This is a genomic window from Pirellulales bacterium, assembly GCA_019694435.1.
Classification (GTDB): Bacteria; Planctomycetota; Planctomycetia; order Pirellulales; family JAEUIK01; genus JAIBBZ01.
Genome location: JAIBBZ010000013.1, coordinates 56,504 through 69,986 on the forward strand (window position 1 = coordinate 56,504; position 13,483 = coordinate 69,986).

Annotated in this window: 13 protein-coding genes and 1 tRNA gene; 9 read left to right on the forward strand and 5 right to left on the reverse strand. The window is 64.4% G+C overall.

Annotation, left to right across the window (positions count from 1 at the left end; translation table 11 throughout):
• Positions 1–304: 304 nt before the first annotated feature.
• The 4 genes from K1X74_11860 to K1X74_11875 all read left to right on the forward strand — a co-directional run bounded on the left by K1X74_11860 (position 305) and on the right by K1X74_11875 (position 4,277).
• Positions 305–1,663, forward strand: a complete 1,359-nt coding sequence (locus K1X74_11860) for an ABC transporter substrate-binding protein (protein MBX7167016.1) — start codon at positions 305–307, stop codon at positions 1,661–1,663.
• On the forward strand, positions 1,660–2,670 hold the full coding sequence (locus K1X74_11865; protein MBX7167017.1) for an ABC transporter permease: 1,011 nt from the start codon (positions 1,660–1,662) through the stop codon (positions 2,668–2,670). The genes K1X74_11860 and K1X74_11865 overlap by 4 nt, the downstream gene beginning before the upstream one ends.
• On the forward strand, positions 2,663–3,550 hold the full coding sequence (locus tag K1X74_11870; GenBank protein MBX7167018.1) for an ABC transporter permease: 888 nt from the start codon (positions 2,663–2,665) through the stop codon (positions 3,548–3,550). The genes K1X74_11865 and K1X74_11870 overlap by 8 nt, the downstream gene beginning before the upstream one ends.
• A gap of 310 nt (positions 3,551–3,860) precedes the next feature.
• A complete protein-coding gene (locus K1X74_11875; protein MBX7167019.1) occupies positions 3,861–4,277 on the forward strand; it encodes a hypothetical protein in 417 nt (138 codons plus the stop codon).
• Positions 4,278–4,392: 115 nt separating this feature from the next.
• Here K1X74_11875 and K1X74_11880 read toward each other — a convergent pair whose 3' ends face one another.
• Positions 4,393–5,340: an aldose 1-epimerase gene (locus K1X74_11880; protein ID MBX7167020.1), complete on the reverse strand. Its 948-nt coding sequence runs from the start codon at positions 5,338–5,340 to the stop codon at positions 4,393–4,395.
• A complete protein-coding gene (locus K1X74_11885; protein ID MBX7167021.1) occupies positions 5,337–6,371 on the reverse strand; it encodes a hypothetical protein in 1,035 nt (344 codons plus the stop codon). The genes K1X74_11880 and K1X74_11885 overlap by 4 nt, the downstream gene beginning before the upstream one ends.
• 238 nt (positions 6,372–6,609) lie before the next feature.
• On the opposite strand from K1X74_11885, the gene K1X74_11890 reads away from it, so the two are divergent.
• Positions 6,610–6,683, forward strand: a tRNA-Val gene (locus K1X74_11890).
• A 151-nt stretch (positions 6,684–6,834) separates the two neighbouring features.
• A complete protein-coding gene (locus K1X74_11895) occupies positions 6,835–9,087 on the forward strand; it encodes a glycosyltransferase family 39 protein (protein MBX7167022.1) in 2,253 nt (750 codons plus the stop codon).
• On the opposite strand, the gene K1X74_11900 is transcribed toward K1X74_11895, so the two are convergent.
• Entirely contained in the window at positions 9,088–9,852 is a 765-nt protein-coding gene (locus K1X74_11900; protein ID MBX7167023.1) for a tetratricopeptide repeat protein, read from the reverse strand.
• A gap of 132 nt (positions 9,853–9,984) precedes the next feature.
• Here K1X74_11900 and K1X74_11905 point away from each other — a divergent pair, with 132 nt between their 5' ends.
• On the forward strand, positions 9,985–10,806 hold the full coding sequence (locus K1X74_11905; protein MBX7167024.1) for a sugar phosphate isomerase/epimerase: 822 nt from the start codon (positions 9,985–9,987) through the stop codon (positions 10,804–10,806).
• A 27-nt stretch (positions 10,807–10,833) separates the two neighbouring features.
• Here the strand turns inward: K1X74_11905 and K1X74_11910 are convergent, their stop codons facing one another.
• The gene (locus K1X74_11910; GenBank protein MBX7167025.1) at positions 10,834–11,283 is read right to left on the reverse strand and encodes an acyl-CoA thioesterase; all 450 of its coding nucleotides are present in this window, start codon (positions 11,281–11,283) and stop codon (positions 10,834–10,836) included.
• Between the two features lie 221 nt (positions 11,284–11,504).
• On the opposite strand from K1X74_11910, the gene K1X74_11915 reads away from it, so the two are divergent.
• Positions 11,505–11,960: an acetolactate synthase gene (locus tag K1X74_11915; GenBank protein MBX7167026.1), complete on the forward strand. Its 456-nt coding sequence runs from the start codon at positions 11,505–11,507 to the stop codon at positions 11,958–11,960.
• Between the two features lie 81 nt (positions 11,961–12,041).
• Here the strand turns inward: K1X74_11915 and K1X74_11920 are convergent, their stop codons facing one another.
• Entirely contained in the window at positions 12,042–12,626 is a 585-nt protein-coding gene (locus K1X74_11920; protein MBX7167027.1) for a hypothetical protein, read from the reverse strand.
• Positions 12,627–12,777: 151 nt separating this feature from the next.
• Between K1X74_11920 and K1X74_11925 the strand changes: the two genes are divergently transcribed.
• A complete protein-coding gene (locus K1X74_11925; protein ID MBX7167028.1) occupies positions 12,778–13,464 on the forward strand; it encodes a hypothetical protein in 687 nt (228 codons plus the stop codon).
• The last annotated feature ends 19 nt before the right edge of the window (positions 13,465–13,483 follow it).

The window sequence follows — 13,483 nt, forward strand, 5'->3', positions numbered from 1 at the left end:
ATGAGTTCGCCCCGCGCGAAAGGAACATCGCGTGTCTCCAGCAGATTTCGCGGCTCGCAGTTCGACGGCGCCAAGACCACGCTGGCCGTGCTCGGCGGCGTGGGCGGCATTGGCATTGTTCGCGGTTTGTGGCTGCGGTCGCCCGCTGCCACAGCCCCAGAATGTTCTCGTCTATGGTCGCGGCGGCGAAAGCGACCAGCTCGACCCGATCCACGTCGATACCGGCGAAAGCGTCAAGGTGATCGTCAACCTGTACGACACTTTGATCGCTTATGCCGACGACTCGACGCAGCTCGTTCCCGGCCTGGCCACCTCGTGGAAGGTCAGCGACGACGGGCTCACCTGGACATTTCAATTGCGCGAGGGCGTGCGATTTCACGACGGCACGCCTTGCGATGCCGACGCCGTGGTTTTCACCTTCGAGCGGCTGATCGTGCCGAACCATCCCGGTGTGTTTGATCCGCTGATTCCGTACGCGCCGGATTTTGCCACGATCGCCGAGGTCAAGGCCGTGGCGCCCCTGGTGGTCGAGTTTCGGCTGAAGGAACCCAGCGCGGTCTTCGAGGCCAATCTCGCGATGTTTCCCGCCTCGATCGTCAGTCCCACGGCCGTCAAACGTCATGGACGCAGCTTTGGCGTCAATCCCGTGGGCACCGGGCCCTTCAAGTTCGTCCGTTGGGTTCGTCAACAGGAACTGGTGCTCGAGGCCAATGCCGAACATTGGCGCGGGCGACCGCAAATCGATCGCGTGGTGTTCGTCCCAGTCAAGGAGCCTGCCGTCCGCGTCAAGCAGCTCGACCGCGGCGAAATTCACCTGGCCGACGACCTGCCGCCGGCCGAGTTGGATGCTCTGGCGTCCCACCCGGGCATTCGCCTGCAGGAAGTGCCGGGCATCAACATCGGGTACCTGGCGATCAACGCCGATAAGCCGCCTCTGGACAATCTGCAGGTCCGCGAAGCCATCTGGCACGCGATCAACAAGGCCCGGTTCATCGACGTGTGCTATGCCGGCCATGCCCAGGCGGCCCTCACTCCAGTACCGCCGACATTGTGGGGATCGCACCCGGGCCTGAAAGATCGTGCGTTCGACGTCGCGAAAGCCAAGGCGCTCATCGAGCAAGCCGCGAGCGAGGCGTCGTTTCAATTGCCCTTGACGCTCGATCTGTTCGTCATGGCCACGCCGCGCCCTTATCTGCAACAGCCGCAAGAAGCCGCCGCATTCATCAAGGAGCAGCTGCGCGCGATCGGCCTGGAACTGCGGATCGTCACCAGCGAGACGTCTTTGCACTTCAAACGCCTGACCGGCGGCGAACACCAGTTGGCGCTCGCCGGCTGGAGCAGCGACAACACTGATCCCGATAATTTTCTCTACCAGTTGCTCGACTCGGACAACATCAACGATCGCGGCGGCAACAATATCTGCCGCTACCGCAATGCGACCGTGCACGAACTGTTGCTCGCCGCCAAGCGCGAGCGGGATCTTGATCGCCGCAAGGAGCTTTATTTCCAGGCCCAAGAACAAATCTTTGCCGACGCGCCGATGGTGCCGCTCGTCCATACCACCACGCGCATTGCCCAGCGCGTCGAACTGCAAGGATATCGGCTCCATCCCACGGCGTTGGCCTGGTTGCGCGAAGCGCATTTTTTGAGGGCGGCGCCTTGATCGTGTTTCTGCTGCGCCGCGCCGCGCAAGTGGTGCTGACTACGCTTGTGGCGCTGGTGCTCGTCTTCATTGCCATCCGGCTGCTCCCCAATAACCCCGTGCTCGCGCGGTTCGGACAACACGCCGTGCCCGATCAGGTCGCCGCTGAAATGGCCCGGCAGGGTTGGGATCGACCTTTGCCGGAGCAACTTGCGGCGTTCGTTTCCCGGCTGGTGCGCGACGGCGATCTGGGCGAGTCATTCTTCTATCCGGAGCGGGTGACCGCGGGCCTGGCGCGCACCTTTCCGGCGACGGTCGAGTTGGCCCTGGCTGCGCTGCTCGTGGCGCTGCCGATCGGCATTGGTGCAGGCGTCGCGGCGGCGGTCTGGCGTAACCGCTGGCCCGATTTTGTCTGCACGTCGGGCTCGCTGCTGGGCGTCAGCGTCCCGGTGTTCTTTCTGGGAATTTGCCTGATGAGCGTGTTCCGTGATCTGCCGACGGGGAGGCGCTTACCGCCTGGCGCCAGCTTTGTAGGTACGACGCAGTTCATTGCGTTGGAAAGTCTGCTGCGCGGTCAATTCGACGTGTTTCTCAGTGCCCTCGAACATCTACTGCTGCCGGCGCTGGCCTTGGCCACGATTCCCGCGTCGCTCGTGGCCCGGGTGACCCGTGCGGCCATGATCGAAGTGTTGGCGGCCGACTACGTTCGCACAGCCCGGGCCAAAGGAGGCTCGCCCCTGCGCGTGGTCTTGCATCATGCCTTTCCCAACGCGGCCATCCCGGTGGCCAACATCGCCGCGCTACAGGCGGGGCAATTGTTGTCCGGTGCCGTATTGACCGAAAGCGTGTTCGATTGGCCGGGGCTGGGGCGACATCTGGTTCAAGCAGTCCAGGTAAGCGATTTCAGCGTCGTTCAAGGCGGCGTATTGCTCGTCGCCGCGGTGTTCGTCGTCGTCAATGTGGCGGCCGATGCCCTGTACGCCGTGCTCGATCCGCGCGTGCGCGGAAGCGGAGAAATCGATGGCTGAACACGGCGCGAAGCACGAGGCCGGCGAAGACCGGGCGGACCAGCGGCTGCGGGCGGTGCGGCGCATGTTTCGCAGCCCTTCGGCTTGGGTCGGCGCGGCAATCGTGATGCTGTTGGTCCTGGCGGCGGTTGCGGCCGATGGGGTCACGAGCTTCAATCCCGAAGCGCTGGTGGCCGACCCGTTCGAGCCTCCGTCGGCCGCGCACTGGCTGGGGACCGATTCCGTGGGGCGCGACCTCTTCAGTCGCCTGATCTACGGGGCACGATTGTCACTCGCCGCAGGCGCGGTGAGCGTACTGGTTGCGATGGTGATCGGCACCGCTGCCGGCGCCGTGGCCGGTTTCGTCGGCGGCTGGCTCGACACGCTCGTCATGCGGGCGATCGATGTGATCCTGGCGTTTCCGAGCATCCTCGTGGCGCTGTTGGTCGTGGCTGCGCTCAGTCCCGGCTGGGTTCCGGTGATGCTGGCGGTGGGGCTGATCAACGTCCCGATTTTTTGTCGGCAAGTCCGGGCAACCGTGCTGACCGTACGGCATCTCGACTATGTGACCGCAGCCCGAGCGGCCGGAGCTTCGCCAGCCTACTTACTGTTGCGGGTTGTCCTGCCGGCGCTGGTCAGCCCGCTGGCGGTGCTCGCCACGCTGGGGCTTGGCACCGCCATTCTGGAAGTGGCCGGGCTGTCGTTCCTGGGGATTGCCGGTGAATCCACGACGCCCGAATGGGGCAACATGCTCACGACCGTCAAAGACAACCTGAGCAAGCTGCATTGGGGAGCGCTGGGGCCGGGCGTGGCGATCGCCCTGGCTGTGATCGGCTTCAATCTGCTGGGCGACGGCTTGCGCGACGCGCTTGATCCACGGCTGGACCGCCGATCGTCGTAGCGGTCCAAAGTTCTGATCGATCCGGCTTCGCCTGGGCTGCGTAATAGGCCCATGGCAGTCGCGGCGATCGTCCTGCATTGCCCGACGCAGGTCATTGTGTTCATTGCGGTTACGGCGTTAGGCGGCGGCTCGGCAGGGGCAAATTGCCGCTGCTTGACTGTCCGGATTACTCGGATTCTACTGGCTACTTGTCCACTGTCGGCGGGCGGGATTGCCTTTCGCCGGCAGCGCCACCAGGGCGATTTCGGACGCGAGCGTGAGGAAACCTCGGTCCGCAACCATCCACACATGTTTATGGGAGTTTGTCGGTATGAAGAGGAAGTTCGCGTTGAGCCTGGCCGTCGTTGTGGCGGTTGTGAGCGTGTTGAGTGCCAACGTCAACACGGCGTTCGCCCTGCCCGGCTTCAAGAAGATTTTTGAGGACAAGTACGTCAAGAAGGACAGCAAGGATCCCGCCGAGATGGCCTTCGCCGAAGCGGTCAAGGCCGTCAAGAGCTGCGGCGTGTGCCATTCGGATGAGAAGGACAAAAAGAAGAAGAACGCCTACGGCATGGCGCTCGATCCGCTGGTCGAGAAGAAAGATCAGAAGGACGCCGAAAAGGTGGGCGCCGCCCTCGACAAAGTCGCCGAAATGCACAGCAACCCGGACGATCCGAGCTCGCCGACGTTTGGCGACTTGATCAAGCAAGGCAAGCTTCCGGCTGAGAACAAGCCGGCGGCCGAATAGCTCGCGAGCGTTGCCTCTCGCGTTACGTCCGTGAATTCACGCGGGCGAGCGGCCGGGGTTCCACCGGCCGCTCGCCCGGCTTTTTTGCGGACCATGCAGGGGGGCACGACGAGTCTTAATCGACGCGAATCGTCACACGCCCCGACCAGCGCTGGCCGGGCTCGAGGATCGTCATCCCGGCGTCGATGCCTTGTTCCGCCAAGGCAAACGCGTCCGGCGCACAAGAATACGGCTCGATGCAGATCGCCTCGCGATGCGGCGGTGTGTAGACCACGCACTCGCGGAATTCGGGTCCAAACGTCTGCACCATGGTCCGGCCCGAGGCACGGTCTACGATCGAGGTCACGCATAGGCCGCCTTCGTACGACAGGTTGCAGAGCACGTCGTCGAGCCGGACCTCGTCGAACGGCAGCCCGGCCGTCATGTTACGCGCGCCGATCAGAGGCAGCTTGCGCCCCGTCGGAATCATTTCGGCCAGCTCCCAGTATCCGACCGCAGGCACCTTGATCGAGCAGGCCGACGATTTGCCGCCCTCACCGAGAGGGACGCAAAAATACGGATGCGTGCCAAAGCCGAACGGCAGCGGACCTGAGCCGGGGTTTTGCACGTCGACCAGCATGTCGAGCGTGTTCCCGGACAATTCATAGGTGATCGAAATCAGGAAATCCTCGGGCCACATGCGGAGGATCTGCGGCTCGATCTTCGACGCCTGGAACCGTGCGACGACACGCGTGGCCGATTGGTCGACTACGTCCCAAGGGCGATCGATCACGAAGCCGTGAATCGCGTTGCCGTGCGCGTCGCCGGCAGGCACCTCGTACGTCCGGCCCCGAAAGCGAAACCGAGTGCCACGCAGGCGACCGGCGAAGGGAAACAGCAGCGGATTGCCGCTGCCCGACGCGCGTCCGCCGCCAGTGGCGAAATCAGGCACCGACCAGAGCGCTTCAGTCTTCTTGCCGCCGTGCACGCTTTGAAAACTGTAGCAATTCAACCCGCGTCCAGGCAGGATGCTCGCGCTCGATCCGGTCGCATCGTCGTGCAGTGTGATGATTTCCAGGCTCATGTGGATGTGCTTCGCGGCAAGGCGCCGAGTTTCAAGTTGTCGTTGGGACTCAAGTCTGAGTGCGCGGCGGCAGGCGGTCGTTCTCGGCGCTCCAAGGCAGGACCGCGCGCGGCTTGTCGCGCGGCGACCATCAACAGCACCGTCCACAGCAGCCAGCCCACGGCGCGACGCACGTCGGAGGCTTCGGTCTCGCCTTGTGCCGTCGTCGCAAGCTGATAGGCCAGGGCCAAGGCTGCCGCCATCGAAAGCCCGAACATGGCCGTTGTCCGAACATCGCCGCCCAGCAGCAGGTTACGCGATTCCTCGGGCAGTTGCAGGAGCAAATGCATGCCGGCCAGCGTTTGTAAGAGCGTGGGCACTAACGCGACGCGGGCGCCCCAAGTGACGAGCCGTGCGACATCGGCGCTCGCCGCGCCATATCGCTCGCTCGCGCGGGCGAACAGCATCATCGCGACCCCGGCGACGGCCGCTGCCGAAAGCACGTTGTGGAGCACGCGGCTCAAGACTTCGGGATTGGAGACCAGCGTCAGAAAGTCAAAGTGCTCGGACGACAAGCCCGCATCGGTCGCCGCCACGGCGACAATGGCGAACAAGCCTGCGAAGTGATAGGCCAGGTTCGTCGCAGCCAACGCAGGCAAGGCCGCATGCAGCCAACCCCACGCCGAGCGATAGCTAAATCGCTGCCAACCGTAGAGATACGCCAGGAGACAGACTCCTGAAAACACGAGTTCGATGGCGCCGAACCAGAGGCGTCGAGCGGGTACTTGGAGCAACGTGTCGAACCAAGCGCGTGGATAGAGCCAGGCCAGGAGCCCTACGCCCAGCAGCCCGAACAGCACGCTCCACACGAGCGCCAACAGCGACTGCGCGATCAGTCGCCGGCCGGTCAGGCCCGCGGCCAAGTCACCGTTACGCCGCTCGCGCCGATGCAGCCACTGTGCGACGAGAGGACCCGCCGTCGCGAGGTTCACCGCCAGCAGATGCGCCGCCGTCAAGACGTTGAGCAAAGTGACCAACAGACCGTGAAGCATGCGAAAGCGGCTCGAAGCGCGGTGCAAGGCAGGGAGCAATCGACGCGGACATGCGGCCGATGTCGTGCAAGGGGGGCATTATAGCGCTCGACCGCGCCGATCGCACAGGGGCGCAGGTGGAGTTCCCCGCCGCAATCGGCCCTCGCGACGAGTGGCGTCGCGCAGCGTTTGACAGGTTGCGCGCAGGCAACCTAGGATTGCCTCGTGCCACCGCAGATGGTTCGCTGCGTGTCACCTTGGGCGGTTAGCTCAGTCGGCTAGAGCGCCACGTTTACACCGTGGATGTCGGGGGTTCGAGTCCCTCACCGCCCACCTGCATGCGGCCACGCGGCGCGAGCTTGCAGCAATGTGTTCGTCCGCCGGGCGCATTGCGCCTGGCGGTGAGCCTTGTTCTGCTCGCAGGCTTGCGAGGCAATTTGCCGTCCCGTTAGACTCGCGGCCCGGAGCGATCGAACAGGGATTCATGAGCCGCAAATCACGTAGCGCCGCGCGTCGCCTGGAGTTGCCATCGGCCGGCGAGAGCTCGCCGCCGCCTCGTTCGTTGCCCGTCTGGGTCGACGTGGCCGTCGTGTTCGCCGTCGCCTTGGTTCTGCGCGGGGTACATCTGTGGCAAATGAGCGGCACGCTGATCTACCAGGTGCTCATTTCCGATCCGCGCCAATACGACGCTTGGGCCCAGACAATTGTCGGCGGCGATTGGATTGGCAAGGAGGTGTTCTACCAGACGCCTCTGTATCCGTACCTCCTGGCCGGGCTGTATCGGTGCTTCGGCCACGACTACTGGGTCGTCCGCATCGCCCAGGCGCTGTGCGGCGCGACGGCGTGCGTGTTTCTGTCGCGGGCCGGAGCGGCCTGGTTCGATCGACGCGCCGGACTGGTCGCAGGCTTGATGCTGGCCGCGTTTCCGCCGGCAATCTTCTTCGACGGGATTTTGCAAAAGGCCTCGCTCGACTTGCTCTTGATGTCGGCGCTGTTGTGGGTGCTGGCTTCGGTCCAAGATCGGCCGCGCGGATGGCGGTTTGGGTTGGCCGGCGTCCTTGTCGGGGCGACGACGCTCAATCGCGAGAACGCCGCAGTGCTTGCGCCGATTCTGCTCGGCTGGCTGGTGTGGCTTTCGTGGCCGCGTCGACCCTGGGCAACCGTCGGCTGGAGCGCCGCGTTCCTCGTCGGCATCGCACTGGTGTTAGTGCCGGTGGGGGCGCGCAACTACCGCGTCGGCGGCATGTTTGCCCTGACCACTTCGCAATTGGGACCGAACTTCTACATCGGTAACCGGGCCGAGGCAAACGGCACCTACGATTCGCTACGGCCGGGCCGTGGCGATCCGCGCTTCGAACGCGAAGACGCCCGGCAATTGGCCGAACGTGCCGCGGGACACGAACTGACCCCGGCGGAAATCTCGCGCTATTGGTTGCACCGTGCGATCAGCGACATCGGCGCGGCACCGGGCCGCTGGTGTTCGCTGTTGTGGCGCAAATGGCTGTGGACCTTCAATGGTCACGAATTGATCGATTCGGAAAGCCTCTATACGCACGCCCGCTATTCCCGGGTACTCGGCCTGCTGAGCCCCGTATGGCATTTCGGCACGCTGACGCCGCTGGCGCTGGCCGGCATTTGGTTCACGCGCCGCGCGTATCGACGACTGGCGGTGCTGTACCTGGTGATTCTCGGAATGGCCGCCGCGGTGGCCCTGTTTTACGTCTTCGCGCGCTACCGCTATCCGCTGGCGCCGGCCTTGACCTTGTTTGCTGCAGCGGGTGGCGTGACGCTCGTCGAGCGCGTGCGGAGTTTGCAGGCATGGCCTATCTGGGAAACGGCCACGGGGGTCGCGTTGGGGTTGCTGGGGCTCGTGTTCTGCAATGTGCCGGTCGACCTGCCGCGCTTCGATGACGATGCGGTGACCCTCTTCAACGTGGGGACCGAGTTGAGCGGCCAGGGGCGCCTCGACGACGCGGTAAAGCTCTGGCGAGCGGCCATGAAGGAGGACCGCCGAATCCCCGAGGTTTACCATCACCTCGGGCGCGCCATGTTGGCGCGCGGCCAGCTCGACGCCGCGCAGCAGTATTTTGCCGATGGTCGGCAGATCGACGCGCGCCAGCCGATGTTTCCGCTCAATCTCGCGCTGATCGCAGCACAGCGCGGCGACGAGACGCAAGCGCGGCAGTTGTTGGTCGCGGCCGTACGCCTCGATACGGTGACGCTCGCCGCGATTCCAGGACTCGCGGCCGACGCTCTGCGCCTCGGCCAGCCGCAGGGGGGCATCTTCCTGCTCCGGTTTCTCGTCGAGCAGTTGCCCCAACAGCTCACTCCGCGCGTGCAGCTCATCGCGGCCTATCAGGCAACAGGGGACGATCGCGCGGCGGCGGTTGAGTTGCGTACCGCCCTGCAACTCGACCCGCAGAACCTGAAGCTGCGCAACAGCCTTGCATGGCTCATGGCCACGAGCCGCGATCGGGCGGTGCGGGATCCCCAAGGCGCCTTGAAGCTGGCCGAGGCGCTTTGCCAGGAGACCCAGATGCGCCAACCGACTTTGCTTGATACCTTGGCCGTGGCCTACGCCGCCGCCGGTCAATACGCCCAGGCGGTCGAGACCTGCCGGCAGGCGCTGGCCTTGAACACCGACGCCCGATTGCAGGGCGAACTCGCAGCGCGTCTCGCACAGTTCGAGGCGGGCAAACCTTGGGGTGTTCCGAGCGATGGTGCGGCGGGGCCCTGACTACCCGCGCCCATGGCGCCACAGCCACATCCGGGCCTTCATGAGCCAATGCCGGTTGCGGCGGCGCTGAAAGCGCGGGCTGTGACGCACGCTGAACACGACCTCTTCCATCAAGCGGCGAGCTTCGTCGTGCTGGCCGGCCGCCTCCTGCAACAGGGCCTGCTCATAGCTCGCCTCGGGATGACCGGGATAGAACCGCAGCATCTGGTGGAGCACTTCCCGGGCACGGTCCGAGTTGCCGCACCGCAATTGCGATTGGGCGAGTCGCAGATACGTGGCGCCATAGTCGTGTTCCGGCTTGGTCGCATACACGCGCTCGTACAGCTCGGCAGCCTCGGCGTATTCGCCGCGCGCGAAGCGACATTGTGCCAGGCCATATTGCGCGTCGAGCTGCTCCGGCTCGCGCTGCAGGCAGGACTCGAACCAACGCCGTGCCTTGGCCAGATTGCCATGCTTCAGATAAACCTGCGCAAGCTGCAGCATGTGATGCGGCTTGTCCATGTGGGCGATCTTGCGCTGCAAATCGTCGATTTGGTCGCCCGCGCCGCGCAGCCGCTCGAACCACATCTGCGCCGAGCGGAGCGATTCCTGGTAGAGGCCCGGCATCAGGAACAACGTCATCAGCCACAGCGGGCAGATCAGCGACAACACAAACTCCGACGCGCCGCTGACCACGGCCGCCAGCGCGGCAGGCAGCACGCCGCTGTGGCCGAGGATGGACCCCAGGAATGCCAGTGCAAGGATACCCAGCCAGATGCGCAACATGGCGAGCAATATACCGTCGCTCGCGACACGTCGTGAACGCGGCAAGTTGAGCCTGGGGCCAGGGCGCACTACGATTGCGACCCACGGGGATACGCGGCGATTGTTCCGGTAGCGAGGCGAGGGCCGACGGCGATGAAACTGGGACTCATCAACTCGGCCTGGGTACAAGCCGGCCAGCCGGTGGAGTTCGGCCTGCGCAAGACCAAGGAAATCGGCTTCGACACGATCGATCTGTTTGCCGATCCGCTGGAAATGGGCGCTCGCGAGCGGAGGCTGATTCGGGACGAATGCGCACGGCTCGAACTGCCGATCGTCTCGTTGTGCTGTGTGGCCCTCGGCTTGATCGACTTCAATCCCAGCGTGCAAAAGTTCCACGTGGCCCGGGTCCGGGCGTTTCTCGATCTGGCTTACGAATATCGGGCACGGAACGTGTTGCTGGTGCTGGGTGAATATGTCTGGCAACAAGAAGTGATTGCCCCGGCCGAACAGTGGCAAACGGCCGTGGCACGGCTGCGCGAGCTGGGCATTTACGCTGCCGATCTGGGGCTTGAAATCGCGTTGGAACTCGAGCCATTTCGGCTGTCGCTCGTCAACGATATCGACACGATGGTGCGCATGCTCGACGACGTAGGGCTCGCGAACGTGCGGGCCAATGTCGACATCTCCCATCTGGTGCTGTCGCACGTCGCGCCCGAGGAACTGCGCCGCTTGCGCGGGCGTGCCGCCCATGTCCACCTGTCCGACTGCAATGGCCAGATCCACGGCGATCTGCCGCCGGGGCGCGGGGTGGTGCCGTTCGAACCCTACCTGCGCGAGATCCAGGCGTTGGGGATCGACGGTTCGATTTCGATCGAACTCGAATACTCTCCCGAACCGGATCAGATTGTGGCCTGGGTCGAAGAGGCCTACCGCGAAACGGAACGACTGATGCGCTCCGTGGGGCTGCGCGATTAGCGTCCGCCCGTCGGCCGTGCCCGAAGCTCACTCGGTGCGCAGCCATTCCGGCACGCGTTGAATGCTGCCTTCACGGTCGACGCAGGCCAGCGTGCTGGCCCCTTCGGCTAACAGCTCTGCACCGCGAAAGATCCGATACTCGTGTTCGATCTTGGCGGCCGAGACCCGGGAGGTCCGTGTGCAGAGGCGGAGCACGTCGTCGTACCGCGCTGGCCGGTGGAATCGGGCATTGATCCGCACGACCACCATGAGCAACCCGGCTTCCTCGACGGCACGATAGGCGAGTCCATTGGCGCGCAGCAATTCGGTGCGGCCCATCTCGAAGTACGTGAAATAGTTGGCGTGGTGGACCACGCCCATCGCGTCGGTCTCCTGGTAGCGCACGCGAATTTCAATTTCGTGCTCGCGATGCACCACTTCCGGCAGCGAGGGCGGCCGATTTTCAGGCGTATCGCCGTCCACAGTCGGCTCAGACATCGAGGGCGAGTCCTTTCTTGGCGATGCGCCGCGAGGGCTGCGGTCGCGATCAGCTAGCGTTGACGGAACTGCCGATGCGGCATAAATTTATCGTCATTGGAGCCCGTGGCTGCAACGCCCGGTGCGCGGACGCCCCCCTGTGCGTCCACCCGGTCGGGACGTCCGCCCTGGAAGGATGGATCATGAGCATTGGCGACAGCGACGACACGGATCTGGCGACGATGCGGGGACGGAACTACCCGACGATTCGCCAGTTTACGGTGTTTCTGGAAAACCGGGTCGGGCAGCTTCTCGAGGTGGTCCGACGTTTCGAGGGAAGCCGAGTGCGGATCGTGGCCCTCAGCGTCACCGACTCGGCCGAGTGTGCGTTTGCCCGGTTCCTGCTCAGCCATCCTGAGCAAGGACGCGAGATACTCGAGCGCGCCGGCTTGGCCTTGATCGAGAGCGATCTGATCGGGGTGGAGTTGCCGCCGGGACCTCATTCGCTGCTCCGGGTGTGCAAGGCATTGCTCGAGGCCGAAGTCAACATCGTGCAGGTCTACCCGCTGCTGAGCCGCCCACGCGGCCTGCCCGTCGTGGCGCTGATGGTCGACAACCTGGAAGCGGGTTTGGCGACGCTCGCTTCGAAGCGGTTCAACATGGTGACCGAGGGCGATCTGCAGGACGACGACGAATAGCCGCGGCGCCTGCCTGTGGCGGCGTCAGGTCTTGGTCTTGTGCTGCGCTAGGGAGCCGCGTACGCCGGCCCGCAGGCTGGGTTATTCGAACAGGTTTTCGGGCAGCGCGTCGACGCCGCGCACATCGACGCGGCGGACCTGATCCCAGGGAATCGCGGCCAGCGTATACAGGCCGCTTTCATCGCGCACGGCGAACACGCCGACGGCACGCTGCGAAAGACTCGCGGCGTAATGATCGGGCGTGAGTGTCTCGTTCGAGCGCAGGTGGATCTCTACGGTGACGCCGGCGGCCTTGAGTGGCCAAAGTTCTTCGAAGGCCACGGCCATTGAATGCGGCCAGGCGACGGGGGATGCCGTCGCTGGCTCCCAATCGCCGCCGACCACCTCTTCCTCGACGATTTCGATGTTTTCGATCAGCTCGCCCTCGGCGAATTCCTCGATCGGCGGTGGCATGAACTCTTCAGCTTGTTCCTCCGACGTTTCGCCGGGTTGCTCTTCTGGCGGCGCAGCGGAGACCTCTTCCTCGGCCGCGGCCATCTCCTCGAGCGTGGGAATGCGGAACCGCACGCCGCAATGCGGGCATTGCCCCGCGCGTCCTGCAAGGCTCAACGGACCGTGCAATTGATGGCCCGAAGGGCAAAGAAAGAGGAGCTTTTGCTCGGACATGCGCACGCGCCCTTGAACGATCGCCACGGGAAAAGCAGCAGCCGCATCGTACGCGCCGCACTCGGCGGCGACAACGCTTGCTCATGCGGCGCGGCCGTGCCAAACTGGCGCCTTCGATTTCAGGAATTCGACGCGTCCTTCGAGTGGTTGCATGCCCATTCCGGTCGTTTGCCCCGGCTGCAAGGCGAGTTTTCGCGTCAGTGACAAATTCGCGGGCAAACAGGGCCCTTGTCCGCGCTGCAAGACCACGATCAACATTCCGGCGGCGACTGCGGAAGAGATCAAGATCCATGTCCCCGAGGAGCACGCCTCGGGCGGAAAGGACTCGAAAGGGCGCCCGTCGACCAAGCCGATCGCGCGGCAGGAGACGAAGTTCAACCCGGTTACGGTCTTCGCCGTCGTCGTCGGTAGCCTGGCCGTTGTCGTCCTGGCCGTCTTGCTCCGCTTCATGCCGGCGGTGCCAGTGGTGGTTCCCGCCGTGGGGCTGGTGCTGATTTCGCCGGCGATTGCCGTGGGCTGTTACGCGCTATTGCGCAATGCCGAGTTGGAGCCCTATCGCGGTTGGTCGTTGTGGATTCGCGGGGCGATCTGCGGCCTGGTCTATACGGTCACCTGGGCAGCATTTGCCTGGCTGCTGCCGATCTACGTCGAACGGCCGGAGCTGTGGGTGTGGATGTTTATCGTCCCGCCGTTCTTTTTGGCCGGCGCCACGGCGGCCTTCGCCACCTTCGATTTCGACTTCGGCACTGCGGCCGTGCACTACGGCTTTTATGCCTTGTTGACGATTGTGCTCGGCTACTGCGCTGCGCTGTTTCCGCCCACCTGGGTGACCGGCTAGCGGACCTGACCGTTGTAAG

What these genes read in the sequence shown, in the direction of transcription:
- K1X74_11870 (MBX7167018.1), top strand. Translation starts at nt 2,663, where the DNA reads ATGGCTGAACACGGCGCGAAGCACGAGGCCGGCGAAGACCGGGCGGAC.
- K1X74_11875 (MBX7167019.1), top strand. Translation starts at nt 3,861, where the DNA reads ATGAAGAGGAAGTTCGCGTTGAGCCTGGCCGTCGTTGTGGCGGTTGTG.
- K1X74_11880 (MBX7167020.1), bottom strand. Translation starts at nt 5,340, where the DNA reads ATGAGCCTGGAAATCATCACACTGCACGACGATGCGACCGGATCGAGC.
- K1X74_11885 (MBX7167021.1), bottom strand. Translation starts at nt 6,371, where the DNA reads ATGCTTCACGGTCTGTTGGTCACTTTGCTCAACGTCTTGACGGCGGCG.
- K1X74_11895 (MBX7167022.1), top strand. Translation starts at nt 6,835, where the DNA reads ATGAGCCGCAAATCACGTAGCGCCGCGCGTCGCCTGGAGTTGCCATCG.
- K1X74_11900 (MBX7167023.1), bottom strand. Translation starts at nt 9,852, where the DNA reads ATGTTGCGCATCTGGCTGGGTATCCTTGCACTGGCATTCCTGGGGTCC.
- K1X74_11905 (MBX7167024.1), top strand. Translation starts at nt 9,985, where the DNA reads ATGAAACTGGGACTCATCAACTCGGCCTGGGTACAAGCCGGCCAGCCG.
- K1X74_11910 (MBX7167025.1), bottom strand. Translation starts at nt 11,283, where the DNA reads ATGTCTGAGCCGACTGTGGACGGCGATACGCCTGAAAATCGGCCGCCC.
- K1X74_11915 (MBX7167026.1), top strand. Translation starts at nt 11,505, where the DNA reads ATGCGGGGACGGAACTACCCGACGATTCGCCAGTTTACGGTGTTTCTG.
- K1X74_11920 (MBX7167027.1), bottom strand. Translation starts at nt 12,626, where the DNA reads ATGTCCGAGCAAAAGCTCCTCTTTCTTTGCCCTTCGGGCCATCAATTG.
- K1X74_11925 (MBX7167028.1), top strand. Translation starts at nt 12,778, where the DNA reads ATGCCCATTCCGGTCGTTTGCCCCGGCTGCAAGGCGAGTTTTCGCGTC.